This is a genomic window from Bacillus sp. ABA4_010 (assembly GCF_056159105.1).
Map to the genome: position 1 here is coordinate 2,593,219 of NZ_JBSWUN010000003.1, position 22,674 is coordinate 2,615,892.

Below are 22,674 nucleotides of genomic sequence, written 5' to 3' on the forward strand. Positions count from 1 at the left end.
ACTTCTCTCAAAAAACAGAAACCACTACACTAATGATAGGCATCACACCATCATAAACCGAAATTTTCATAAAAAACTAGGAAAATAACAGATACATCCCTTCTCTTTTATACATAAAATGCAATAACGGAACGAAAACACTTTTGTATGCATTACGAGCTGTGAATAAGTGTCCGATTTGTTCTTATTCGCATAAAACTCCAGACTTGAAAACGATACGCCTTGAAGCTGTAACAGTCGTTATAATTCGCTCTGCCGCAAATGTGTAGTATTCGAACGAAAGGAGAGAACCTGTTGAATTACTTAGATTGGTTAAAATCACCTTGTCCAACCCTTATCCCCCCGGAAAGTTGCCGATCCATTTACCCTCCTTCCCCTCCTTCTCCTGCTTCTCAAGTCTTTTTAGCGACGAATGACATTTGTGGGGACTTTTATCTATCATGTGGTTCTGCTAACTTTATCATTTGGGAATCAAATGAAGCTGCGCCCGCCGGAACCATTAGTGTTTTCTACAAAGGCGGATGTGCTGCTAATCTTATCGTGTCCGTTACCGATTCATTAGGAACCATCAATACCTTTGAAGTTCCACCTCATAATACCGTTTCAAGGACGTATGTAGATTTAGTTTCAGTTAGTCTCACTTGCCCCCCTGGAGATGAAAATAGCAAATGCAAAGGCACATACTCACTAACAATTAACTATCCTGTACAATCGTAATACGTTTTGCCCGTTATCATTGTGAACTTCTCCACTTTCAGACTATGAAGAGACATTGTACTATCCATTAACGCAGGATAAACTAGAAAATTCTTTCGTCGCTATTATAAAAGGGCTTTTTGACGAAGGGTATCTGTCCACACGAAAAGTTTCTTTTCACATAGTATGTACTGTACTCAATTACTAGGAGGAATGAATATTGGCTAAATTAGGAAGTTGCTGTAACTCAGGAAATACGGTCAATGATGCTGTTTGTTGCACGGTTCAATTATCTAGCGATGATGCTACATCACAAGTTATTTGGACTGATACTACCACTTCTGTCATTAACGGAACTATCGTTGTAGAAAACAATGGGGTAACAGGAAATCCAAGCGCTGACCTCACAATAAATGGAAGTGCAACACCATTACTCACAGTCACTCCTGGCGAATGCCAGTCCATTACCGTTGACAACTTAAATTCCATCGCACTAACTCCAGCTGGGGGAAGCGGTATATCAGCCGTCAAAATTTCCTTCTCGCTCAACTATGCATTTTAATCGTGAAGTTTAACACATCTCTACGTATAAAAAGAAAGAGCAAACTTAAATTTTTTAAGTCTGCTCTTTCTTTTTATACTTGATAAATCCGACGATATTTTTCTTCCAGATACTCAATTAAATATTGAGCATTCAGCCCTTCCCCTGTTACATCATGGAGAATTTCTAACGGTTGCTTCGTTTTACCATATTGGTGAACATGATTTGTAAGCCACTGGCGGATGTCATTGACCTTTCCTTGTTCAATTAATTCGTCAAAATGAGGAAGGTCCTTTTCTATCGCATGTTTAAATTGAGCAGCATACATATAGCCAAGGGCATAAGAAGGAAAGTAGCCAAAATCCCCTCCTGACCAATGAACATCCTGCAGCACACCCTCTGCATCACTTTCAGGACGAACCCCTAAATATTCTTCATATTTATCATTCCAAATTTGTGGTAGATCTTTCACGTCAATCTCGCCGTTAATTAACCCTTTTTCAATTTCATAACGAATCATAATGTGAAGTGAATAAGTGAGTTCATCGGCTTCGATTCGGATAAGCGAAGGCTTTGCTTCATTCACCGCACGGTAAAAATCATCCAGGGAAATGTCGTCGAACTGGCCTGGCGTATATTTCTTTAACACATCATAATTCCGTTTCCAAAAGGAATAATTTTTTCCGATAAACGTCTCAAAAAACAAAGACTGCGATTCATGAATTCCCATTGATGTTCCGTCACATAAGTTTGTTCCCACTAGTTCTTTTGAAATGTTTTGCTCATATAAAGCATGACCACATTCGTGAATCGTTCCAAAAATAGCCGTACGAAAGTCATTTTCATCGTATTTCGTCGTAATTCGAACATCTCCTGGGTTAAGCCCTGTCGCAAACGGATGAACCGTTTCATCAAGACGTCCTGCTTCAAAGTCATACCCTAGTTCCGCTAAAATAGCTTCGCTGAACTTTTTCTGCTGTTCTTTCGGAAAAGAACGATATAAAAAAGAGGTGTCCGGCTTATGCGCGGAAGAGGAGATTTGCTGGACAAGAGGAACAATTCGTTCACGAAGTTGACCAAATACGCGATCAATAACATCAACAGTCACACCCGGTTCATACATATCCAACAAGGTATTATATTTATGTCCTTCATAGCCCCAATACTCCACAAACTTCTTTTTATACTCGACAATTTGCTCTAAATACGGCTGGAACATCGAGAAATCGGCTTGAGCTTTCGCTTCCTCCCAGGCAGATTCCGATTTAGAGGACAAAATTATGTATTCTTTATATTCTTCGGCTGGTATTTTTTTATTTCGCTCGTATTCCTTTTGGCATTCGGCCAGCATTTTCTTCGTCAACTCGGATGTATATTGTCCAGCCTCCTCCGTTGTCAATTGAGCAATATATGCTGCCATTTCATTAGAAGTAGACATATTAAACACTTCTGATGACAGCATCCCAATCACTTCTGAGCGCTGCTCTACTCCTTTTTTAGGCGCACCTGTCCGTAAATCCCAAAACATCAAGCCAATTGCTTCATTGTATGCAGTCATCTTTTTCACATAATCGATAAATTGTTGTTCTAATAATTGCACTGTTTCTTTCATCAACTCAATTCCCCCTATCAACCCATTTTTCCCCCTCATTTTACCATACCCGTTATGGAAACTAAACGAAGAGGCTGCCTGATAAAGAGGAAAACTCTCTCTTGTCAGGCAGCCTTTCCAAAACAGCTATGTTCTGAAGTGTTTGGAACTGATTGGACAGTTCCTCGTGTTACAACATATTTGGCGAAATTGGCAAGTTAGATGTAATCACATTTAATACTTCAGCCTCAATATTCTCAGGCACAAAAATTGTGACATATCCTTTATCGTCATGTGAACGAACTAAACGGCCAATTCCTTGTTTCAAACGAAGCAACATGTACGGCATTTCAGCATCCCAAAACGGGTCAGCCACTTGGTTTCGTTTTGCTTGGAAAACTGGATCGTTTGGAGGATATGGAAGAGACCAAATAATGACATTAGAAAGTGACGGCCCTGGAATATCCAGTCCTTCCCATAAATGAACCGCACAAAGAATGGTTTCCTCTTCTTGCTGGAATCGTGAAACAAGCTCACTAATTTCTTGATCGCCTTCAAATAAAAACGTATATCGTTTCTCGTCGGCCACAGCCTTTTTAAACCGCTGCAACTCTTCTCTCGTATTAAATAAGAACAACGCACGTCCATCCGTTTTTTCTAGCATTTCCATACTTGTTGCGAACTTCTCGGCAAATGCCTCATTCGTGGTGGCAATGCGTTTCATATTTAAAGTCATTTGTTCTTCGTAGTCAAACGGCGACTCTACCGAAAATGATAAAGAATCAGAAATTCCCAGGCTATATGCTAAATAGTCGAATGATTGGTTGTCAGACAACGTAGCTGATGTAAATAAATATGGCATTTGTTTCGCAAATACTTTTTCCTTTAAAATATCCTTTACTGCCTGTGGCATCACGACAAGGGTAAATTCTCCTTCATGCTCTTCCGCCCAGTAAATGGCATTTTCATTTTCAAGGAAAAGATGGATACAATAATCAATTTGATCTAAATATTCATCAACAATTTTCAACGCATAGTCTTCAATTGTGTATGTTTCACTTTCAAACACCATCTCGTTTCCGATTTGCTCCAATAAAGCAAGCAATTGACCTGCTGCTGTCGCAAGCTCTTCACTTAATGTCACTTCTTTTCGGTTAGAACCAGAAATGTGCTTAGCAGATGCTTTTAGCACATCAAAAAATTTGCCGTACACTTCAATCGCTCGCTCTACTTTAAACGCAAACTCTTCTCTAACATCATTTTCAAGCAAACGTGTAAGCAAGTTTTCCAATGTACTCTCCTGCACACGATATGTTAAGGCTTTTTGAGCAGCAAACTCAAGCAAATGCCCCTCGTCAAATACGACCGCACAACTTTCTGGAAGCAATGGCAGCTGCCCTTCACGTTTACGTGCTTCATACGTCCAAACATGTTCCATATAAAAATCGTGCGAACAAATAATTAAATCTGCTGCTTTTCGATAATAATCACGCGACAAAGTTAACCCACAGCGATGGCGCTGATCACAGGAAGAACAATCTTGAAACGAATCCCAATTAACTTGCTTCCACTCGTCGTCTGTTAAGTGTGGATACTCTTTTCGGTCTCCATAATGATAAAATGACTGCATGGCCCCATGCTCATGGACAAACGGCGGAAGAGAGTCATAAATTTCTTCAATGTTGTCATTGTCCGTACGCATTGTGACTTCATCGAGTTTTTTCAAACAAAGATACTGCTCATGAGATTTAGCGAGACGTACATCCATATTCAACCCTAAAATCGTGGACAACTTCGCAATGTCCCCTTCTTTTTTTACAAGCTGTTCGATGAGCGTCTCGTCTGCACAGGCGATAATAGCAGGCTTGCCTGTATAACGCGCATAACAAAGAGCATAAAGCAAGTAGACAAGCGTTTTTCCTGTCCCAACACCAGCTTCTGCAAACATAATTTTTTTCTCTTTAAAGGCGCGCTCAACTTGGAAAGCCATAAAAATTTGTTCATCACGAAGCTCTAAACCTGCATCCGGCAGCAAATCATAAAATACGTCGCCAATCCATTCATTTAATTTATCAAAAAAGTTTTCATTCCGTTCAAGTGCAAAAGGTAACCGTTCTCTAATCATGTAAGGATACTCCTTCATTAAAGTCGAATTAAACAAAACATAATTATCCCTTACCTGACCGTGATTGTCAATAAGATGGCGGAGTGAATAACGAAGAGAGTCGCGCTATAAATGTATGAAGGTCTCTATTCTGAAGAAACTACTAAGAAAAGAGAAAGGAGGAAAGAATATGCGAACAAACCAATATATACCTGACAGTAAAATGAATTTCACTAATACCGTAGCACAAACCGGTAAGAATGCCTCAAACGAAGGAACGTTCATGTCACTGGATGCCGAAAAGATTAAAGACGTAGAACGAGAGCTGTTTGATGAGGAATAACTTCTTATTAGGAAAGCGGTCCTGACACAACGACAGGACCGCTTCTTACCTTTCTGTATATGACAAATATTTTGGGTCAATATTGGTTGCCGCTGCCATAGCCGACTGTAAATCTTCCTGCGCTTGCTGAAGTTCCGTTAACGTTGAGGAAGTCACTTCATCAGCAGACGTTAACAGTTGTTGATAGCTATGTTGAAGCGCTTGATGAATCATCGAAAAGTTTAATGGCTCTTTTTTCATTTTGGCATACTCCTTTTTGATATTATTTTTTCAAATATTATTAATATATGCCGCTGCTGTATAGATTATTCCTATTCAATGTCATTTTCTAAACTTAAGAAGATTATTATTCAGGAAATCGGAAGAACCTATCATGAACACCTTTCCATAAGAAGTAAATCAAAATAAAAAATGAGGCAGGAACAACCCCTAGCCTCAACTTAACTAACGAAAGCGGATTTTTTCAGCAGTTATTTCATCTCAGATACATTACCTTTATAATCGCTAGTTGACTTTACGGCATCCCGTTTTTTAGTACCTTTGCTCACGTAAGGTTTGGCACCCTTTTTGCTAGAACTAGATTTCCAGCGAGTCCAGCCTTTCTTACCTGTTCCTCTACCCGTTCCGCCTTTACCTTTAGCTTTACTCATGTTATCACTCCATTATTCTTTTACGTTGCGCTAACGATTGTTCATTTCCATCGGCAGCTTAACTGATTATCAGTTTCATAAAAAATCAACAACAAAGCCTAAAAAAAGAAGCAGACATCCTGCTTCTTTTATTGACCTTATATCAATATTGTTCAAAGAATGATACTAATCATTTATTGCTCTTTTCTCGGCGGACGTTTTCCCCAATATTGGTAGTAATCCGTTTCAATGAATCCGTTAAAGAGTTTACGTTTTTTCGTTGCTTGCTTGCCGTAAAATTGTTCAAATCCTTTATGGGATGTCAGCATATAAACAGACCACGTATCGAGCGGTAAAAGCGCCTCCCCCATTTCTTTATACATTTTCTCAACAGACGGGCGATCACTTAAACGTTCACCATACGGTGGATTTCCAACGATGACTCCGTATTGCTTATACGTTGTAAAATCTCTTACTTGCATTTGCTTAAATGTAATTAAGTCACCTAAACCGGCTTCAATCGCATTTTCTTGGGCAATCTTCACCATACGATGGTCGATATCATGACCGGAAATATCAAGCTCTTGATCATAGTTTGCCAAGTTATCTGCTTCTTCACGAGCTTTCTCCCAAACATCCTCAGACATCCATGGCCATGCTTCCGAAATAAAGTCACGGTTAAAACCAGGTGCAATGTTTTGACCGATTAGTGCCGCTTCAATCGCAATAGTTCCTGAACCGCAAAATATGTCCACAAACGGACGATCAGGATGCCAATTTGTCAGCTTGACTAAAGCTGCTGCCAACGTTTCTTTTAATGGAGCTTCTCCTTGTGCTGTTCGGTAGCCGCGTTTATGAAGACCTGCCCCGCTCGTATCAATTGTTAACGTAGCGACATCTTTCAATAACGCTACTTCAATTTTAAATTCAGGCCCTGTTTCCTCAAGCCAGCCTGTTGTCTTTTTATAATGTGTTTTCACACTTTCAACAATAGCTTTCTTTACGATACTTTGGCAATCAGATACACTGAATAATGTCGATTTGACAGACTTTCCAGTAACAGGGAAGTTCGCATCAACTGGCAAATAGTCTCCCCAGTTTAACGCTTTCGTCTTTTCAAACAATTCATCAAACGTTTTTGCTCGGAATTCACCGACTTTAATTTTTACACGGTCAGCTGTTCGAAGCCAAATATTGCTACGGGCAATCGCCAGTTCATCACCTTTAAAAATAACTTTTCCATTATCAACTGTACATTCATATCCTAAATCACGTACTTCTTTTGCAACGAGCGCTTCCAGTCCCATTGCAGCAGTAGCAATTAATGTATATTGTTTACTCATTTCTCTACCTCTTTAATTTCATCATTTACGTACATCACCTGTTAACTTAACATAAATGAACGCTTACGTGCAATGTTCTTTCCGGTACATCATAAATTTAAAGAAAAAACAGCCTAAGGGAAACCTTAGACTGCTGATAACTTTTAGTTGTGCAAACGTTTGTCCACTTAGTTGTTTCCAAGTAAATAAATACGTGTTTCATACGGTTTTAATGTAAATGCATAAACCGACTCAATGTTTTCATGCTCATAGTTTTGAAGCAACAGTTGCTGACTGTTAAATGAAATATGCTCTGGAAGTTCAAATTTCTCTTCAAAGTTGGACAAATTACATACGATAACAGCTGTTTGATTACCAAGTGTACGCGTGTAGGCGTAAATTTTTTCATGGTCGGGTAAAATTAAATCGTATGTCCCGTATACAAATACTTCATGTTTCTTGCGAAGAGCCACCAATTTTTTATAGAAGTTCAAAATGGAATTCAGATCATCCTGTTGTGCTTTTACGTTTATATCCTTGTAATTCGGATTCACACCTATCCATGGCGTTCCCGTCGTAAAACCACCGTTTTCGTCATCATTCCACTGCATCGGTGTGCGTGAATTATCGCGTCCTTGCTCCCACACAACTTTCATGATTTCTTCATGCGGACGTCCTTTTTCCCGCTCGATTCGATAATAATTGACCATTCCCACGTCATTGTACTCATCGATTGACTCAAATTTGACATTCGTCATGCCAATTTCTTGTCCTTGGTAAATGAAAGGCGTTCCTTGCATATTAAAGTAAAGAGCTGCTAAACATTTTGCGCTTTCTTCACGCAATTCGGGATTGCCGAATTTGTTAACCGAACGAATATGGTCATGATTCTCTAAATATAAGGCGTTCCATCCACCATTTGCCTCAAGTCCTTTTTGCCAAGACGTTAAAATGTTCTTCAAGCTGCGAAGATCTAGCGGATTTGTTTCTCCTTTTGCCCAAAGGCTCATATGTTCAAACTGAAAAATCATATTGAATTTCCCGTTTTCCGCACCGACCCACTCATCGGCATTATTAGACGATACACCGTTTGCTTCCCCGACTGTCATAATATCGTACTTTGCAAACGTTTGCTCTTTCAGCTCTGTTAAAAAATCTTGAATACCTTCACGGTTCATATGCCCCTCAAACGATGGAACATAATCTAGTCCTTCTGGATTTGGAAGATCAGGGAATCCCGCTGTCTTTTTAATATGAGAAATCGCATCTACACGGAAACCGTCAATCCCTTTATCCAACCACCAGTTAACCATTTCATAAAGGTCCTCACGCACTTTCGGGTTTTCCCAGTTCAAATCTGGCTGCTTACGTGAAAATACATGAAGGTAGTATTCCCCTGTTTGCTCATCATATTCCCAAGCAGATCCACTAAAAATAGATTCCCAGTTGTTCGGTTCTTTCCCATCTTTTCCTTCATGCCAAATGTAGTAATCACGATAAGGGTTCTCTTTCGAAGAACGAGATTCAATAAACCATGGATGCTCGTCTGACGTATGGTTAATGACTAAGTCCATAATGAGCTTCATCCCTCGTTTATGTACTTCTTCTAACAGCTCATCAAAGTCCGCCATCGTGCCAAAATCTTTCATAATATCCTTATAATCACTAATATCGTAACCGTTATCATCATTTGGCGATTGATAAATTGGGCAAATCCAAATGACATCAATCCCTAAATCCTTTAAATAGTCTAGCTTTGATATTACACCTTGAATATCACCAATTCCGTCACCATTTGAATCCATAAAGCTGCGCGGATAAATTTGATACGCCACGGCTTCTTTCCACCATTTTTTCTCCATGAAATCCACTCCTCTAACTGCATACTGCTCGGATGCTTTGCTTTTTGCAGTTTCGCATCTTTCATTATTTTAAATGAAAACGCTGTACGAATCCACATAAATTATGGAACATCACAAACTTCACGTTTCATACCACTTTTAATCATAGAAAAAAAGAGCAGATGTCGCATCTGCTCTTTTATGTAGCTTGCCCCCTAATGGTTAGGGAGAGCTGGTGTGTATTGATTATAATATCGTTCGGTTTTTATTGCTTGAAGATAACGTTCTGTAAGCCATGTTTTGTTCCTTCGTACTTCAAACGGCAAGCAACACCTCGTACTCCGGTAGCAATCATCTATCTACAGACAGCATACTGCCTGTCCTTCCCTCCGTTCAGTTCCTTCAGGAAGATGCCCCTACCATTATTTGGGTTTCTCGCTCGAGGGGTTTACCGCGTTCCACTCTTGCAATTTCTTGCAAGACTACGTCACTGTGGCACTTTCAGGATATTAAGACCATATCTATTCAGACTTAGGTCCTTTCTCCGCCGTCAGCCGAGCATCACTGCCCAACTGCCCTAGCTTATGACTTCGCTAGGCACGAAACACTACAGGCATCTCAGCCTGTGCGAGCATGGACTTTCCTCTGAATTGTAAACAACCCAGCGATTGCTCGAACACTATCCATTCATCTCGAAAGACGAGATTAATCATAACAAAAAAAAATAGATGATGCAACCATTTTCTTAAATGATGAACAAAACAGAAAACAAATAAGCGGTGCCTCCAAATGGCGTCCCGCTTATTTGCCACAAGGTCTCTTATTCAGAGGCCTTGGCCTATTCTGTTTTACTCGTACAACTTACTGCCAAACACATGTTTCTCCAGGTTCGATAAACGTTTTAAAATATCGAAGTTTGTCGTTCCTGCCGTTGCTTGCTGTGGTGCAGCATAAGAAGGTTTCTTTTGTGCGTCCTCCATTTGTTTTTTCAAACGTAGATTTTCTTGACGCAACTCTTCAATTTCTTGATGGAATGTTTCATAATCTTTAATGATCCCATCTAAAAATTTATCCACTTCTTCTTGGCTGTATCCACGCATGCTTGTTTTAAAATCTTTTTCCAATATGTCTTTTGCCGTATAACGAATTTTATCCGAAAGCATTTTACTCACCTCAACACAATAAACCCATTCTTTCATTATATTTTTTCAAAAATATAAGCAATTGTCAATTTATCTTCGCGAAAGGTTTTCGACATTTTTATCATAAACCTATTTATTCTAAGAAAAACAGACTTCTTTTTACTCAAATTGTTCCTCTTCTACGATCACTTGCAAGTCATATGACGTAATGCTCATAATAGGATAGTCTTCCTTTAATTTAGCCGCTTCAAGCATATATTTCGGACTTCCTTCATGCTCTTCATCGTACACGATTAATAAACCATCGCTTTTTTGAATGAAAAATTGAGTTTTTAACCGGAATTGCGCCGGGTTTTCATATTTTTTCTTCGTGATGCTATCGACAAAGTCAGCTTGGGCCAGCACCATTTCATAAAGTTCCCGATTCGCTTCATTCCATTTTTCTTCTTGTTCTAAAAAAGGAGTAATCACCGCTAACTGCAGTTGTGGATATGCTAATTGTAACTCAAACACTGTTTCCGCTGCCCACAATTCGACCCCGAGCTGTCCGCTAATCATCACCCATTCCAATCCTTCTTCCACAAGTGGAACAAGTCGACGATACAGCGCTTTCTTGATATAGCCGATTCCTAGATGGTTTCCTTGAAAAATACCGAGTTCAAACGGTTTATACCCTGTAATTGCAACAACTTTTAACACACCATGACTCCTCACTATGTAGACAAGAACTGACATCGGTCAGTTCTTGCTTGTAGATGAAATTATCGGCAGCAAGGTCCGCCCATGTGACCTGGCATATAAGCACCTGCCACTGCTGGCCCACCTGGCATCCCCATACCTGCTCCTGCTACTCCAGGGCCTCCTGGCATACCTGGTCCAGGTCCGTAACCAGGCATACCTGCCCCTGGTCCTGGCATATAAGCGCCTGCTACTGCTGGTGATGGTCCAGGCCCCATATTCATTTGTTGATTTGTTACTTCGTTTACAACGGATTGAGTTTGTGGAAAATAGTGTTGGTGCTGATAGTTCGTATGGTTGACAACTGTTGTGTGTGTTGGATGCACATGTGGCTGAATAACGTTTGAATGTGTGTGCTTTACACAACATTTAGTAGGATGAACAATCGCCGGTAATACTTGTGATGGTCTTGGTCTGCAATGCATTTTGTTATTCCCCTTTCTAATAGTTGGTACATTAACACATTATGAGAAAGAGGGTATACATGTACTAGTACAAACACCTATTTTTCCTATATTTTATAAAAATGTATAGTAAGAATTTTTCCAACCGCTGAAAACAATCATTGTTAAACATACCACTGCAAAGAAAGAAACGAGAATGATGTTTTTCATGAAATTCTCTCCACCTAATTTTATATTTCAAATTTTTAGTCATTACAATGCACTATTTTATCAAGGGAGGAATCTCATCTCAATATAAAACTTGTTTTGAAACAAAAATTTTATTGTTTTGAAAAATTTGAATTATTTACGATTCCTCCTCTCGTTTTTCCTCTTTTGATTGTGCTTTAACCTGTTTACCTTCCAGGCGTTTCAGTCTCTTCTCTAATTCCTGCTCTTGTTCATGTCTTCCTGTCAACAAACTGCGCTGGAATTCCTGAGCCATCTTTGTATAACGGATTGCCTCATCTAAGTTTCTCACTCGATGCTCGTACGCTTTCGCTAGCTCAATCGCCGCGTTCATTCCAAGCATTCCCGTTCCCTTTTCTACGATGCCCGTCCACAACTCTATCGCTTTCTCCCACTGCCGCTCCCGCTTCGATTGAAGAGCGAGAGCCATCTTAGCCTGGAGCTGTTCACTTCCTGATATGTCCGCAATCGACTCATATCCTTTTACAGCTGTATTCCGGTCCCCAAGTGCCTCATACCAGCGCGCGACTTCAAAGCGCTCCTTCGATGTTGCCTCAAAAGAATGCAACAGTTGTTTGGACATATGAATATAGAGCGTAATTAACGATAAAATATCATGTTCATTATGTTTGATAACTTCAAAAACACCTTTAGGATCTTTAGACTGAATATAGTCAAAATAAATCATGGGAGCTAAAAAGCCTGGCACGTCATTAACCCGTTCGATTTGTAATATTTCTTTTTCTACAAGAGCTAATTTGACCGATTCAAGTCGGTGCTTCCAAAGTCTTCGTGCTCCGTGCAGCAAATCGAAGTGACCGAAAGAAGGAAGCTTCGGTAAATGCTGCCGCAACAACGTGTGACGTGTTTTTACTTGCGGCCAGTCGAAAGCTTTACCGTTATATGTCACAAGCGTTGTGTAATCAACCTGCTTTAAAAAACTTTCATAAAAGGCAACTTCTCCTTTCGGTTCTGGCAAAAAATGTTGCCGCAACACGACTTTGTCGGCAAACACTCTCGCATAACCGAGTAAAAAAATGGTCGTACCTGCCCCCCCTTTTAGCCCTGTTGTCTCTGTATCGAAAAAAAACAAATCGGTAGACTGATAGCCAGCAGATGAAAGCGGGTGCTTAGCGGCTGTCATATTCCACCCCTCCACTACATCGTGCAGCTCGCCAAACATGTGGATGCCATGCTGATGATGAAGAGGGTAAACAACTTCCCGAATTAAACAATGACCGTCTTCAGCATAATACGGCACAGCACCTAAGTCTCTCCATTCTTCCATAAAGGGAATGACCGCTTCCACTTCTTTTGTTTGTTCCCTTACCTCTTCTACTGAAACTTGTTCTTCCACGTTCAAATGCTGCTTCATTCGCCGCAGCTTGTTTTTCATTGACATCTCATCACCTAATTTAAATTAATCATCATTTCCGATGAAACTTATCTAGTAAAACATTATGACAAATTACGTACAAGTGCTTTTAACAACGTCAAAGCATCTTGTTTCGCTTTTTCTGTTTGAGCTTCTGTCCCAATACATGAAGGGCATCCGCTCTCACAGGAGCATCCTGCAATAAGTGAATGCGTTTCTTTTAACATATCGTCCATTCTCGCATACACTTTATCGCTTAAGCCAATTCCTCCAGGATAACGATCATACAAAAAGATGGTCGGCTTTTCGTTATGCACCGCTTTGACTTGCGGAACAACGTGCAAGTCAGACGGATCGCACATGACCATAAGCGGAGCAATCGACTGCAAGGCATGGGCAACAGACACAAGCGCCTGCTCTGTCCGTTCCTTCGAATGATCAAAGAGATGTTCATGGAAACTAAACCAGACCGCATTTGTATGAAGCTCCTCTTCAGGTAAAGAAATCGGGCCAGAGCCAATATTTTCATGCGTTTCAAATTTAATTTTTTTGAAGATTGTGGCCATCGCGGTCACCATTACATCTCCGTAACCCATATCAAAATCTTGCGTTTCCTTAAATTTATCGGTTTCTAGCACCTTCAGTTCTACCGCTAAATTCGCATCGGTAAAGTAATCGACATCTACTTCTCTCACGAAAGCTTTCTTTTCTTCCCAATCGAGCTTTTCTACTTGATATTGAATTCCTTGATGCAAATAAATAGCTTCCTCATGCAATAGTGTCATCGCGCTAAAACGGTCCATTTCTCCAATGACCTTGACGTTGGCTACATTTGATTGATCAATAATGACGACATTTTCTTGGGAAGCGGAACGAAGGCTAATATTGTGAGCTGGAAACGCATCACTCATCCAATGCCACTTCTCACCGCTCTCATGCAAGACTCGCTCTTCTGTCAAAAATTCAAGAACATCCTCGACCTCTACATTCCCGAACATATCGCCTCGTTTAAATGGCAGTTCATAAGCCGCACATTTCACATGATCGACTAAAATGACAAGATTATCAGGATTAATACGGGCCGTTTCGGGATTGCGGTTGAAAAAATAATCAGGATGCTGAATCATATATTGATCGAGCGGGCCAGAGCTTGCGACCATTATGATGACTGCTTCTCCATGCCTTCTTCCCGCTCGTCCTGCTTGCTGCCAAGCACTCGCAATACTGCCAGGATAACCGGTCATAATACACACTTGAAGTTGGCCGATATCAACTCCAAGTTCAAGTGCATTCGTACTGACCACTCCATAAATGTCCCCTTCACGCAGCCCTTTTTCAATTTCACGTCGCTGCTTCGGCAAGTAACCTCCCCGATAGCCGCGAATAGATTGAGCAGACAACTGATGTTTTACCAGTTCTTGCAAATAAGTCAAAATGATTTCCACGCGCACACGACTTCTCGCAAACACAATGGTTTGGATTTTATTTTTCAAAAACTCACTTGCCAGCTTTCGAACTTCAAGCGTGGCACTGCGCCGGATGTTCAATGGTTTATTAACAATAGGCGGATTATAGAAAATGAAATGTTTCCTCCCCGCCGGCGCTCCATTATTGTCAATGAGCACGATATTCTCTTCTGTCAGCTGCTCAGCAAGTTCTTTTGGATTTGCAATAGTTGCGGATGTACAAATGAACGTCGGATTGCTTCCGTAATACGCACAAATACGCTTTAACCGACGAATGACATTCGCAACATGACTCCCGAACACTCCACGGTATGTATGCAGTTCATCCACTACAACATAGCGTAAATTCTCAAACAACGACACCCACTTCGTATGATGAGGCAAAATAGCAGAATGTAACATATCCGGATTTGTAATAACGACATGACCTGCTTGTCTTACTTTTTGCCGAATATTCGCTGGAGTATCACCATCATATGTATAGCTGTTAATCCCAACCCCCATCTCCTCAATTAGTTCATTGATTTCACTTTTTTGATCTTGCGCCAGTGCTTTTGTTGGAAACAAATAAAGAGCCCGTGCCTGTTCATTTTCTAAAATCGTTTGAAGAACAGGTAAATTGTAGCAAAGCGTTTTCCCTGAAGCAGTTGGTGTTACCGCTACAAAGCTTTGTTTTTCATAAGCGGTGGAAAAGGCAGTTTCTTGATGCGTATAAAGCGAACCAATGCCTCGCCCTTCTAAAGCCTTCTTTAGGCGTTCATCCATAAAAGAAGGAAACGGAGCTGTCTTTGCTTCTTTCGGTTCAATTGTATGCCAGTGAACAATATTTTGTTGATAATCAAGGTTTTCTTTCAATATATGAATTACTTCTTGCAAATTTTTCCGTACTTTCATATTCATCACCTATCTCTATTGTAACGAATAAGCGTTCGTTTTCAAACGGTATGATTGAAGAGATTTTGGAGAATGTAATAAACAGGAGGTGCTGGACGTGTCACATGCTTATTTATGTCCAAGTTGTAAAACAAACCGTACTCGTTTCAATATTCTTGAGCAAGTCGCAAAGCCAGTTAAAATGGACCCGCGTACAGGCGATATTACAGAGGAGTATACAAACGATAGCCTCGATCCTTTTCACAATCCTTACCGCGGCCCTGAACGGCGAGTGCAATGCGCCGCCTGCGGGCTAGTAGAGGATGAAAAAATGTTCATTAAACATGCCGAACATCATCGACTATCGTAAAACGACGAAAAAAAGCCGGGATAGAGCAGTGCAAGTCTCTGACCGGCTTCTCTTCGTGTAACTTTTGCTTACCTATAAGGAAGATGAACACTTCTCCCTTATAGGGTATGTACATCTCCCCCGTTTCATAATCCATGATACTTTCGTTCTATTAAAGCTGTTTATATACATCAACACCTCTTTATTTAATGGTAGTGCGTTCACTAGAGGTTCTTCTGACTTCCTGAATAATCTTTCAAAGGTTCACCTAAAACGTCTGTCCTCCACAACGGAGACAGCCGCTTAGGTCTAGGAAATTTAGCATAATCACTTTTTATTCATGTTAAATTTCCTAGACTGCTTTATATAGTTTTTACTATTATCCAGAAAACTTGAGCTTCCCCTCAAATTTCCTAAATCGATTGAGATAGAAATAGATGTCAAGCATTCCAGTTGGCTTCATTTTTCTAAAAGTGTATACTAAATCCATAACTAAAGACTCAGTTCAAAATCACTAGTTTCCAATAGGAGGACATCACTATGAGTATTTATAATTTTTCTGCCACTGCTATGAACGGTCAAGAAAAATCACTTGAGGAATATAAAGGAAAAGTTCTACTCATTGTCAATACAGCTGGACGATGCGGCTTTACATATCAATATGAAGAATTGCAGCGCTTATACAATCGCTATAAAGATCAAGGATTTGTTATCTTAGGATTTCCTTGCAATCAATTTGACAACCAAGAGCCTGACTCTAATGAAAAAATTCAAGCAAGCTGCTTATTAAACTATGGAGTTTCTTTCCCAATGTTTCAAAAAATTGACGTACGTGATGAAAACGCTCATCCGTTATTTGACTATCTTTCACACTCAAAACCATTTGAAGGGTTCAATAAATTTCATCCAGTCGCTAAAATTTTACTGCCGCTTTTAAACGAAAAGCATCCAGAATATTTAGCAGATGACTATTCAATTAAATGGAACTTCACTAAATTTTTAATTGATACAAATGGCCATGTTGTGAAACGATTCGAGTGTACGACAGACCCGATTGATATGGAAGCTGATATCGAAACATTATTACAATCGACTGTCATATCCTAATTTTTTCTCATCCCGCATAAAAAGGCAGGCTTACCTAGGAAGAGTAATATTCCTAGGTAAGCCTGCTTCTTATCTTTTACTATTCACACTTAAAGCGTTGAATTGCATGTTTTAATTCTTCTGCCGTTGTAGCTAACTCTGTCATTCGATCGTTAATTTCAGTCATCGAGGCTGTTTGCTGCTGAACAGATGCCGAAACTTGCTCAGATGATGCAGCTGTTTCTTCTGTTACTGCATTAATTTCACTTAATACTGCTAATACTTCCTCTTTAGAGGCGTCAAGCGCCTGGATTTGTTGATGTACCTCTTCCATTTTGGCGACAGACAAATCGATGGACTGCTCCAATTTATTGAATACTTCATTTGTCATATCCACCGTTTCATCCTGTTTAACAAAATTTTCTTGCATGTCTTTTGCCGCTTGTATAGCAAACGCTACTTGATTTGTAATACCTTCAATAACTTGTTGAATATCAAGTGACGATCGCTGCGATTCTTCCGCTAATTTTCTCACCTCTTGAGCTACTACTGCAAATCCTTTTCCAGAATCTCCTGCTCTTGCTGCTTCAATCGACGCATTCAGAGCTAATAAACTCGTTTGATCAGCAATCCTTGAGATAACGGTTGTAAACTCTCGTACATTTTCCACTTGTGTTCCTAATTGCTCAATCGTACGATTGATAGTCTCTGACGATTGTTTGCTCAATCTTTGACTTTCTAACAGAGAATGAATTTGTGCTTTTCCATCTTGGTTGTTTTTTTGCATCTCTTTTGTCATATTAATCATTTCATCAGCGTGCTTTTTAACCGTATGAGCACTTTCTTTCAGCTCATCAGCCCTTGTGACCCCTTCATTTGCTTCATGTGCTTGAGCTGTTGCACCTGCTGCAATTTCACTAACAGCTTGAGAAACCTGTTCAACCGACAATGTCGTCTGTTCTAGCATATCTTTAAGCGCTGTCGTTGTCTCATCGACGGAAACCGCGATTCTACTAGAGCCCCCGATTAGTTCCTTTATATTAAACATCATGTCATAAAACGAGTTTGTTAACTTGCCAATTTCATCGTTTGAAGCACTCTTCTCAAGCTGCACTGTCAAATCCCCAGTCGCCAACACACGAGCAGTTTCTGTCAGTCTAGTTAAAGGTTTCATACTTCTTTGAATAATCCAAGCAATGATGGATAAAGCGACAATTGTAACAATTAATGTAATGACAATAACTGAAAACATTGCTTTATCAAAAGAAGACGCGATATCGTTAAACGACTGCTCCACTTTTCCCCCTAAAGCCATATAAGGAGTTGTGTCAACCTTCATATATAAAACATATCGCTGTTCTCCCTCTTGAGAAATAGGATAGTAAATCGTTGCCACTTGTTCATTGAGTTGAACATTCAGTTCAGCTGTCTCCAACACTTCTGTAATATGTTCGTTTTCCATCGTACTGCCTTTTTTCCATTGTGATTCACTCCCCACTTTTACCGTTTCGGTTAAGACAGTATTTTCGGCATCCACTAAATGAATAGCTTGTATCCCATTGTCATCATCCATGTATGTGCTCAGTACGTCCTCCAACTTGTTCGCATTTAAAGCAGCTTCAATAATTCCTGTTCGGTCTGCTGTCGGAATAGCCGTGAATTTAAAAATATCCCCGCTTTCCACTGCAATTTTTAACGTGGAAGGAAGGACATCCACTTCTCCCGTAAGGAGCATTTTATATCCGTCCCATATATCAAATAAGTTTTGGCCAATGGCATCTGGATTGGTGGATGCTGTAAACACTCCAGTAGAATCGGTCACGTATAAATGATCCATTTGCACTTCAGACAAAATAGCTTGTAAATCTTCGTTTGTGATATTTTTCCTTTGCTCCATTTGTTGAAGCACTAACGCTGCATTGACCATACTTTGATCATACGCTTCTTCAAGTGACAATACTTCATTAGAGATACTAGACGAAAGATCTGTCAACATTTTAGTCATTTCGTCTCCCGCTCTCGCTCTCATTTCAGTCGTTTTATTGACAATTTCCGTATCTACATTCGATTTGGACATAAATAACACTGTGGAGATTGTCACTAACAAAATAGCGGTAAATCCCCCGAAAAAAGTCAAAATTTTCATCTTCAATGTCATGCTTCTTCTCTTCCTTTCATTAGTGGTCTCCTCACTGTTTAAAAGCTTCGGAGATATGCGACTAACTATAGATAAACAACATCATGTTTAGTGCTGTCAGAACTGCTTCTTTTTTCTCAAAAAACATACAGAAAAATAGATTTTTTGTCGTTTTTTGTCATTAAAGTGTACCATAGAAACATTAATTTCGCGTTAACTATATGTAAAATTAGAAACTTTTACATATCCGTTATTTTAGGAAAACAGTCTTTTCACATATTAATGAGCATTTCGAGAAAAGCTATGGATATCCTTACAAAACATGGGGGATTCGGGTTGGAAAATAACAAAGCAAACGAATCAGTTCGGAGATATAACAATTTTACCGGAACATTAAACAGTAACTATATTCATTTACAAACCCCTTCAGTTGTAGCATGGTGGTCAGCTGCCTTTCCAGGATTTGGACATTTAAAAATGGGGTTATACGTAAAAGGATTTATTTTAATTTTTTGGGAAATTATTATTAATGTACATTCACGAATTAATGAAGCGATGGTCTATTCCTTTACCGGTCAATTTGAATTAGCAAAAGAAACTTTAAATACGAAAATGCTTCTGTTGTATATCGGTATTTACATTATTACGATTTGGGATAGTTACCGGCAAGCCATCGATTTAAATAAGCATTTTTTACTGGCGGAATTTGAAAATGCACCCATTGTTCCGTTTCAGATGAATGGATTTTCCCTTAATTTTTTAGATAAGAGAAATCCTCTATTCTCCCTTATGTTTTCTCTTTTATTTCCAGGATTAGGGCACTTATACCTTCATCGCATTCCAACTGGCTTTTTCATCATGTCGTGGACCATCATCATTATTTACATGTCGAATTTCCTTGACGGACTGCGCTACACGATGATGGGGTCTTTCGCTGAAGCAACGGTATTGCTCGACCCTGAATGGACGCTTTTTTTGCCTTCCATTTATTGTTTTGCCGCATACGAATCTTACGTCATTTGTATAGAGTACAATAAATTATACGATAAGGAACAGAAGCAATTTCTGAAAAAAACTTATCAGCCTACTGATTATTCACTGCTTTAAATGAAAAGGAGTTCACTATGCATGTAATTTCTTCATTCCAACATTCGGCATTTTTGGAATTAGCCATCAATCAATTACAGCAATCCGGGATTAAAAAAGAATGCATTGCGGCCGTTCCGCTCGAAATCATTACTGAATCCCCGCATTTTTTTGACACCATTCATCGGGCAGATGGATACAGTTTATTTGACTTGGCAGCTGTAATGGGAACTATTTTTTCGGTTTTAGGAGCAACATTTGGATTTGAATTAACATGGGGACCGGTCATTTGGGGATTACTCGGCTTAGCATTTGGGGCGATGATTGGATTTCTCATTGATTATTTGTTTACAAAAAAACGAATCCGTATGTCAAAGAATAAAAAACTTCATACTGAAGTCATTGTCATCGTAAAGTGCGACCAGACAAATTATCCAACTGTCCAACACATCTTAACAGAACATAAGGCGATTGCAGTGGGAAAATTAATGTCTTAGCATAATGTCAATGCTATACATAACATCACATAGATATGGATGGGATTTTTTTCTTTTTACAGAAGAGTAGATGAAAACACTGGAGACAGATATAATGAAGATATAAGTTGAAAGCTGTAGGACTGGAATGAAATTAGGAACTGAAGGGATGGTGACGTTCCATGAAAAATCGTGAGAAAAGACGAAAAAAGAAACTTGAATCACTGAAAGATTTCATTAAAAACAAGTTAAAAAACTGGAAACCTAAACCTGGTAAATCCCCTTTATCCAACCATCATAAAATGGCCGCGTAACTCCCCCTTATTAAGTAACTTTACTGTCCCTTGCAGGCAAACTCATCATATAGATGCCTGCAGGGGCTTTTTGTATCACGAACTTTCGCACTTATCATCCTGAGAATATTAGGTGTAAAAAATTCGGCATGACCGCTCTTTCGTCATGCCGAATTTTTTAGGTTGATTAATATAAAGGTTTACTTTTCTTTTCTGGCAGCGAAAAGAACCATCTCTCCTTGAAATGATTGAACTTGCTCCCCATCTATCTCTATGGAAAGAAATGTACGTACATGCTTTGGAGCAGATCTCATATATTCATTTAGTTTCGCCTTTTCTTTATTGGGAACACCGGTCATTTCACACCAGCCATTAAATAAAAACGTCTTTTTAAACGAGACTAAACTTTCAAGTCGAAGACCATGCCGCTCCAATAGTACAATCCATTCCGTTTTTTTATAGGCACGAGAATGACTTGGATCTCTCTTTTTTTCGATTATATTATAAAATTGATCATACTCATCTAACTCGGCCGCTGTATTATCAACTAAAAGAAACAAGCCTCCTGTTTGCAAAACACGAACGGTTTCTCTCACAAACTTTTCAATATCAGGAAAATGATGTGGCGCAATTCGGCATGTGACCGCATCAAACATGTCATGGGAAAACGGCATAGCTTGTGCATCGCCTTGAACGAAAGAAACATTTTGATGCCCATTTTTTTCAATAAACAATTTAGCTTTCTCAAGCATCTCAGGTACTAAATCAAAGGCGACCACCCTTTCAAATACTGGTGCCAGCTTGTTAGCGACATGCCCCCCTCCTGTCGCAATATCCAGCAAATTTTTATGTTCATTCTCCTTCACAATATCCAGTAAAAGATCCAAATCCGCACCTTTAGCATGTCCTTTACTCACTACATATTTCCCAGCATTTTTTCCAAATTGACTCGCTATAATTTCTTTATGATCCATTCAATTCACCCATTTCTTAGGTAAAATCCTTTTTTGTATATCTATATAGCATATTCGCATCCAAAAAGAAGCATGAATACAAAAACAAACGATCCAATGGGTGTATAACACAAAAAAGATGTGTAAAAAGGAGAATTTCCTCCCTCTTTACACATCTTCTACGATATGGATCAGCATTTTGTTTGGTTTTTACTGAGCTGTATAGCCTCCGTCCATAACAACTGCTTGTCCTGTTACACCTTTTGCTTTATCGCTGGCAAGGAAAATGGCATAATCAGCAATTTCACTCACGTCTAACAATCTCTTTTGCGGAACGAGTGGATAGATAACTTCCTCAAGAACACTTTCTAATGCAACATTTCTTGTTTTAGCTAAGTCTTCTAATTGGCCACGTACAAGAGGCGTATCTACATAGCCAGGGCATAAAGCATTAACTGTAATACCATGTGCTGCCCCTTCTAGTGCTGCTACTTTTGTTAAACCAATAACGCCATGCTTTGCACTGTTATAAGCAGCTTTACCGGCAAAGCCAATTAGTCCATTAATAGACGAAATGTTAATGATGCGTCCGTAGCCTTGTTTTTTCATAATTGGAAATGCATGTTTGATAGCCATGAAAGGAGCCGTCAACATGATTTTAATCATCAATTCATATTTATCAGTCGGAAACTCTTCAATTGGGGATACATGTTGTAATCCTGCATTGTTAATGACAACATGAACGCCGCCAAAGTGCTTATTAGCGGTTTCAATTAAGTTTTGAATATCTTCTTCTTTTGTTACGTCAGCTTTTACCCCTAGAGCTTCATACCCCTGTTTTTTTAGCTCTTCTGCTGCTGCTTCTACACCCTCTTGATTAATATCAGATAAAACAATTTTAGCTCCACTTTCAGCAAAATGTTTCCCGATTTCAAATCCAATTCCTCTTGCAGAACCTGTAATAATAACTACTTGATCTTGTACCATGTACAATTCCTCCC

21 protein-coding genes, 1 other RNA gene and 1 pseudogene are annotated in these 22,674 nt (G+C 39.4%); 7 read left to right on the forward strand and 16 right to left on the reverse strand.

Features of this window, described 5'->3' with window-relative positions; translation table 11 throughout:
- Nucleotides 1-294: 294 nt before the first annotated feature.
- The gene (locus tag ACXAEO_RS14070) at nucleotides 295-717 is read left to right on the forward strand and encodes a DUF3992 domain-containing protein (RefSeq protein WP_474882088.1); all 423 of its coding nucleotides are present in this window, start codon (nucleotides 295-297) and stop codon (nucleotides 715-717) included.
- Nucleotides 718-916: 199 nt separating this feature from the next.
- A complete protein-coding gene (locus ACXAEO_RS14075; protein WP_474882090.1) occupies nucleotides 917-1,258 on the forward strand; it encodes a DUF3992 domain-containing protein in 342 nt (113 codons plus the stop codon).
- 73 nt (nucleotides 1,259-1,331) lie between these two features.
- Here the strand turns inward: ACXAEO_RS14075 and ACXAEO_RS14080 are convergent, their stop codons facing one another.
- Both ACXAEO_RS14080 and ACXAEO_RS14085 read right to left on the reverse strand, forming a co-directional pair.
- The gene (locus ACXAEO_RS14080; protein WP_474884164.1) at nucleotides 1,332-2,849 is read right to left on the reverse strand and encodes a carboxypeptidase M32; all 1,518 of its coding nucleotides are present in this window, start codon (nucleotides 2,847-2,849) and stop codon (nucleotides 1,332-1,334) included.
- Between the two features lie 169 nt (nucleotides 2,850-3,018).
- Entirely contained in the window at nucleotides 3,019-4,953 is a 1,935-nt protein-coding gene (locus ACXAEO_RS14085) for an ATP-dependent DNA helicase (protein WP_474882092.1), read from the reverse strand.
- A 169-nt stretch (nucleotides 4,954-5,122) separates the two neighbouring features.
- Between ACXAEO_RS14085 and ACXAEO_RS14090 the strand changes: the two genes are divergently transcribed.
- Complete coding sequence (locus ACXAEO_RS14090) at nucleotides 5,123-5,275, forward strand: hypothetical protein (RefSeq protein ID WP_474882094.1); 153 nt, start codon at nucleotides 5,123-5,125, stop codon at nucleotides 5,273-5,275.
- Between the two features lie 45 nt (nucleotides 5,276-5,320).
- Here ACXAEO_RS14090 and ACXAEO_RS14095 read toward each other — a convergent pair whose 3' ends face one another.
- The 10 genes from ACXAEO_RS14095 to ACXAEO_RS14140 all read right to left on the reverse strand — a co-directional run bounded on the left by ACXAEO_RS14095 (nucleotide 5,321) and on the right by ACXAEO_RS14140 (nucleotide 15,314).
- Nucleotides 5,321-5,515: a DUF3921 family protein gene (locus ACXAEO_RS14095; protein ID WP_474882096.1), complete on the reverse strand. Its 195-nt coding sequence runs from the start codon at nucleotides 5,513-5,515 to the stop codon at nucleotides 5,321-5,323.
- Nucleotides 5,516-5,745: 230 nt separating this feature from the next.
- Nucleotides 5,746-5,925 carry a DUF3934 family protein gene (locus ACXAEO_RS14100; RefSeq protein ID WP_474882099.1) on the reverse strand — a complete coding sequence of 60 codons (180 nt, stop codon included), beginning with the start codon at nucleotides 5,923-5,925 and terminating at the stop codon, nucleotides 5,746-5,748.
- Between the two features lie 173 nt (nucleotides 5,926-6,098).
- Complete coding sequence (locus ACXAEO_RS14105; RefSeq protein WP_474882102.1) at nucleotides 6,099-7,247, reverse strand: THUMP domain-containing class I SAM-dependent RNA methyltransferase; 1,149 nt, start codon at nucleotides 7,245-7,247, stop codon at nucleotides 6,099-6,101.
- A gap of 167 nt (nucleotides 7,248-7,414) precedes the next feature.
- Nucleotides 7,415-9,088 (reverse strand): glycoside hydrolase family 13 protein, encoded by a 1,674-nt coding sequence (locus ACXAEO_RS14110; RefSeq protein WP_474882105.1) that lies wholly within the window; start codon nucleotides 9,086-9,088, stop codon nucleotides 7,415-7,417.
- 263 nt (nucleotides 9,089-9,351) lie between these two features.
- An RNA gene (rnpB, locus tag ACXAEO_RS14115) (RNase P RNA component class B) lies at nucleotides 9,352-9,747 on the reverse strand.
- Between the two features lie 168 nt (nucleotides 9,748-9,915).
- Complete coding sequence (gene gpsB, locus ACXAEO_RS14120) at nucleotides 9,916-10,230, reverse strand: cell division regulator GpsB (protein WP_474882108.1); 315 nt, start codon at nucleotides 10,228-10,230, stop codon at nucleotides 9,916-9,918.
- 138 nt (nucleotides 10,231-10,368) lie between these two features.
- Nucleotides 10,369-10,944, reverse strand: coding sequence for an SLOG family protein (locus ACXAEO_RS14125; protein ID WP_474882110.1), 576 nt, complete (start codon nucleotides 10,942-10,944; stop codon nucleotides 10,369-10,371).
- 26 nt (nucleotides 10,945-10,970) lie between these two features.
- Complete coding sequence (locus ACXAEO_RS14130; RefSeq protein ID WP_474882112.1) at nucleotides 10,971-11,372, reverse strand: CotD family spore coat protein; 402 nt, start codon at nucleotides 11,370-11,372, stop codon at nucleotides 10,971-10,973.
- A gap of 325 nt (nucleotides 11,373-11,697) precedes the next feature.
- On the reverse strand, nucleotides 11,698-12,981 hold the full coding sequence (locus ACXAEO_RS14135; protein ID WP_474882115.1) for a ribonuclease H-like domain-containing protein: 1,284 nt from the start codon (nucleotides 12,979-12,981) through the stop codon (nucleotides 11,698-11,700).
- A 56-nt stretch (nucleotides 12,982-13,037) separates the two neighbouring features.
- Entirely contained in the window at nucleotides 13,038-15,314 is a 2,277-nt protein-coding gene (locus tag ACXAEO_RS14140) for a DEAD/DEAH box helicase (protein WP_474882117.1), read from the reverse strand.
- Nucleotides 15,315-15,411: 97 nt separating this feature from the next.
- Here ACXAEO_RS14140 and ACXAEO_RS14145 point away from each other — a divergent pair, with 97 nt between their 5' ends.
- Together ACXAEO_RS14145 and ACXAEO_RS14150 are read left to right on the forward strand one after the other, a co-directional pair.
- Nucleotides 15,412-15,663 (forward strand): DNA alkylation repair protein, encoded by a 252-nt coding sequence (locus tag ACXAEO_RS14145; RefSeq protein WP_474882119.1) that lies wholly within the window; start codon nucleotides 15,412-15,414, stop codon nucleotides 15,661-15,663.
- A gap of 519 nt (nucleotides 15,664-16,182) precedes the next feature.
- The gene (locus ACXAEO_RS14150; protein ID WP_474882121.1) at nucleotides 16,183-16,749 is read left to right on the forward strand and encodes a glutathione peroxidase; all 567 of its coding nucleotides are present in this window, start codon (nucleotides 16,183-16,185) and stop codon (nucleotides 16,747-16,749) included.
- Nucleotides 16,750-16,828: 79 nt separating this feature from the next.
- On the opposite strand, the gene ACXAEO_RS14155 is transcribed toward ACXAEO_RS14150, so the two are convergent.
- Together ACXAEO_RS14155 and ACXAEO_RS14160 are read right to left on the reverse strand one after the other, a co-directional pair.
- A complete protein-coding gene (locus ACXAEO_RS14155; protein WP_474884165.1) occupies nucleotides 16,829-17,779 on the reverse strand; it encodes a methyl-accepting chemotaxis protein in 951 nt (316 codons plus the stop codon).
- A pseudogene (locus ACXAEO_RS14160) lies at nucleotides 17,777-18,886 on the reverse strand (HAMP domain-containing protein); the annotation flags it as partial. The pseudogene ACXAEO_RS14160 and the gene ACXAEO_RS14155, both read right to left, overlap by 3 nt.
- A gap of 315 nt (nucleotides 18,887-19,201) precedes the next feature.
- On the opposite strand from ACXAEO_RS14160, the gene ACXAEO_RS14165 reads away from it, so the two are divergent.
- Together ACXAEO_RS14165 and ACXAEO_RS14170 are read left to right on the forward strand one after the other, a co-directional pair.
- Nucleotides 19,202-19,972 carry a hypothetical protein gene (locus tag ACXAEO_RS14165; RefSeq protein ID WP_474882123.1) on the forward strand — a complete coding sequence of 257 codons (771 nt, stop codon included), beginning with the start codon at nucleotides 19,202-19,204 and terminating at the stop codon, nucleotides 19,970-19,972.
- A gap of 17 nt (nucleotides 19,973-19,989) precedes the next feature.
- On the forward strand, nucleotides 19,990-20,448 hold the full coding sequence (locus tag ACXAEO_RS14170) for a hypothetical protein (RefSeq protein WP_474882126.1): 459 nt from the start codon (nucleotides 19,990-19,992) through the stop codon (nucleotides 20,446-20,448).
- Between the two features lie 472 nt (nucleotides 20,449-20,920).
- Here ACXAEO_RS14170 and ACXAEO_RS14175 read toward each other — a convergent pair whose 3' ends face one another.
- Both ACXAEO_RS14175 and ACXAEO_RS14180 read right to left on the reverse strand, forming a co-directional pair.
- Nucleotides 20,921-21,694 carry a class I SAM-dependent methyltransferase gene (locus ACXAEO_RS14175; protein WP_474882128.1) on the reverse strand — a complete coding sequence of 258 codons (774 nt, stop codon included), beginning with the start codon at nucleotides 21,692-21,694 and terminating at the stop codon, nucleotides 20,921-20,923.
- Nucleotides 21,695-21,883: 189 nt separating this feature from the next.
- Nucleotides 21,884-22,660, reverse strand: a complete 777-nt coding sequence (locus ACXAEO_RS14180; RefSeq protein WP_474882130.1) for a 3-hydroxybutyrate dehydrogenase — start codon at nucleotides 22,658-22,660, stop codon at nucleotides 21,884-21,886.
- Nucleotides 22,661-22,674: the final 14 nt, after the last annotated feature.

Excerpts from the sequence above, each read along its gene's own strand:
- ACXAEO_RS14095 (WP_474882096.1), bottom strand. The coding sequence starts at position 5,515 with ATGAAAAAAGAGCCATTAAACTTTTCGATGATTCATCAAGCGCTTCAA.
- ACXAEO_RS14105 (WP_474882102.1), bottom strand. The coding sequence starts at position 7,247 with ATGAGTAAACAATATACATTAATTGCTACTGCTGCAATGGGACTGGAA.
- gpsB (WP_474882108.1), bottom strand. The coding sequence starts at position 10,230 with ATGCTTTCGGATAAAATTCGTTATACGGCAAAAGACATATTGGAAAAA.
- ACXAEO_RS14150 (WP_474882121.1), top strand. The coding sequence starts at position 16,183 with ATGAGTATTTATAATTTTTCTGCCACTGCTATGAACGGTCAAGAAAAA.
- ACXAEO_RS14135 (WP_474882115.1), bottom strand. The coding sequence starts at position 12,981 with ATGTCAATGAAAAACAAGCTGCGGCGAATGAAGCAGCATTTGAACGTG.
- ACXAEO_RS14155 (WP_474884165.1), bottom strand. The coding sequence starts at position 17,779 with ATGATGTTTAATATAAAGGAACTAATCGGGGGCTCTAGTAGAATCGCG.
- ACXAEO_RS14170 (WP_474882126.1), top strand. The coding sequence starts at position 19,990 with ATGCATGTAATTTCTTCATTCCAACATTCGGCATTTTTGGAATTAGCC.
- ACXAEO_RS14100 (WP_474882099.1), bottom strand. The coding sequence starts at position 5,925 with ATGAGTAAAGCTAAAGGTAAAGGCGGAACGGGTAGAGGAACAGGTAAG.
- ACXAEO_RS14085 (WP_474882092.1), bottom strand. The coding sequence starts at position 4,953 with ATGATTAGAGAACGGTTACCTTTTGCACTTGAACGGAATGAAAACTTT.
- ACXAEO_RS14130 (WP_474882112.1), bottom strand. The coding sequence starts at position 11,372 with ATGCATTGCAGACCAAGACCATCACAAGTATTACCGGCGATTGTTCAT.
- ACXAEO_RS14140 (WP_474882117.1), bottom strand. The coding sequence starts at position 15,314 with ATGAAAGTACGGAAAAATTTGCAAGAAGTAATTCATATATTGAAAGAA.
- ACXAEO_RS14175 (WP_474882128.1), bottom strand. The coding sequence starts at position 21,694 with ATGGATCATAAAGAAATTATAGCGAGTCAATTTGGAAAAAATGCTGGG.
- ACXAEO_RS14110 (WP_474882105.1), bottom strand. The coding sequence starts at position 9,088 with ATGGAGAAAAAATGGTGGAAAGAAGCCGTGGCGTATCAAATTTATCCG.
- ACXAEO_RS14180 (WP_474882130.1), bottom strand. The coding sequence starts at position 22,660 with ATGGTACAAGATCAAGTAGTTATTATTACAGGTTCTGCAAGAGGAATT.
- ACXAEO_RS14080 (WP_474884164.1), bottom strand. The coding sequence starts at position 2,849 with ATGAAAGAAACAGTGCAATTATTAGAACAACAATTTATCGATTATGTG.
- ACXAEO_RS14125 (WP_474882110.1), bottom strand. The coding sequence starts at position 10,944 with ATGTCAGTTCTTGTCTACATAGTGAGGAGTCATGGTGTGTTAAAAGTT.
- ACXAEO_RS14090 (WP_474882094.1), top strand. The coding sequence starts at position 5,123 with ATGCGAACAAACCAATATATACCTGACAGTAAAATGAATTTCACTAAT.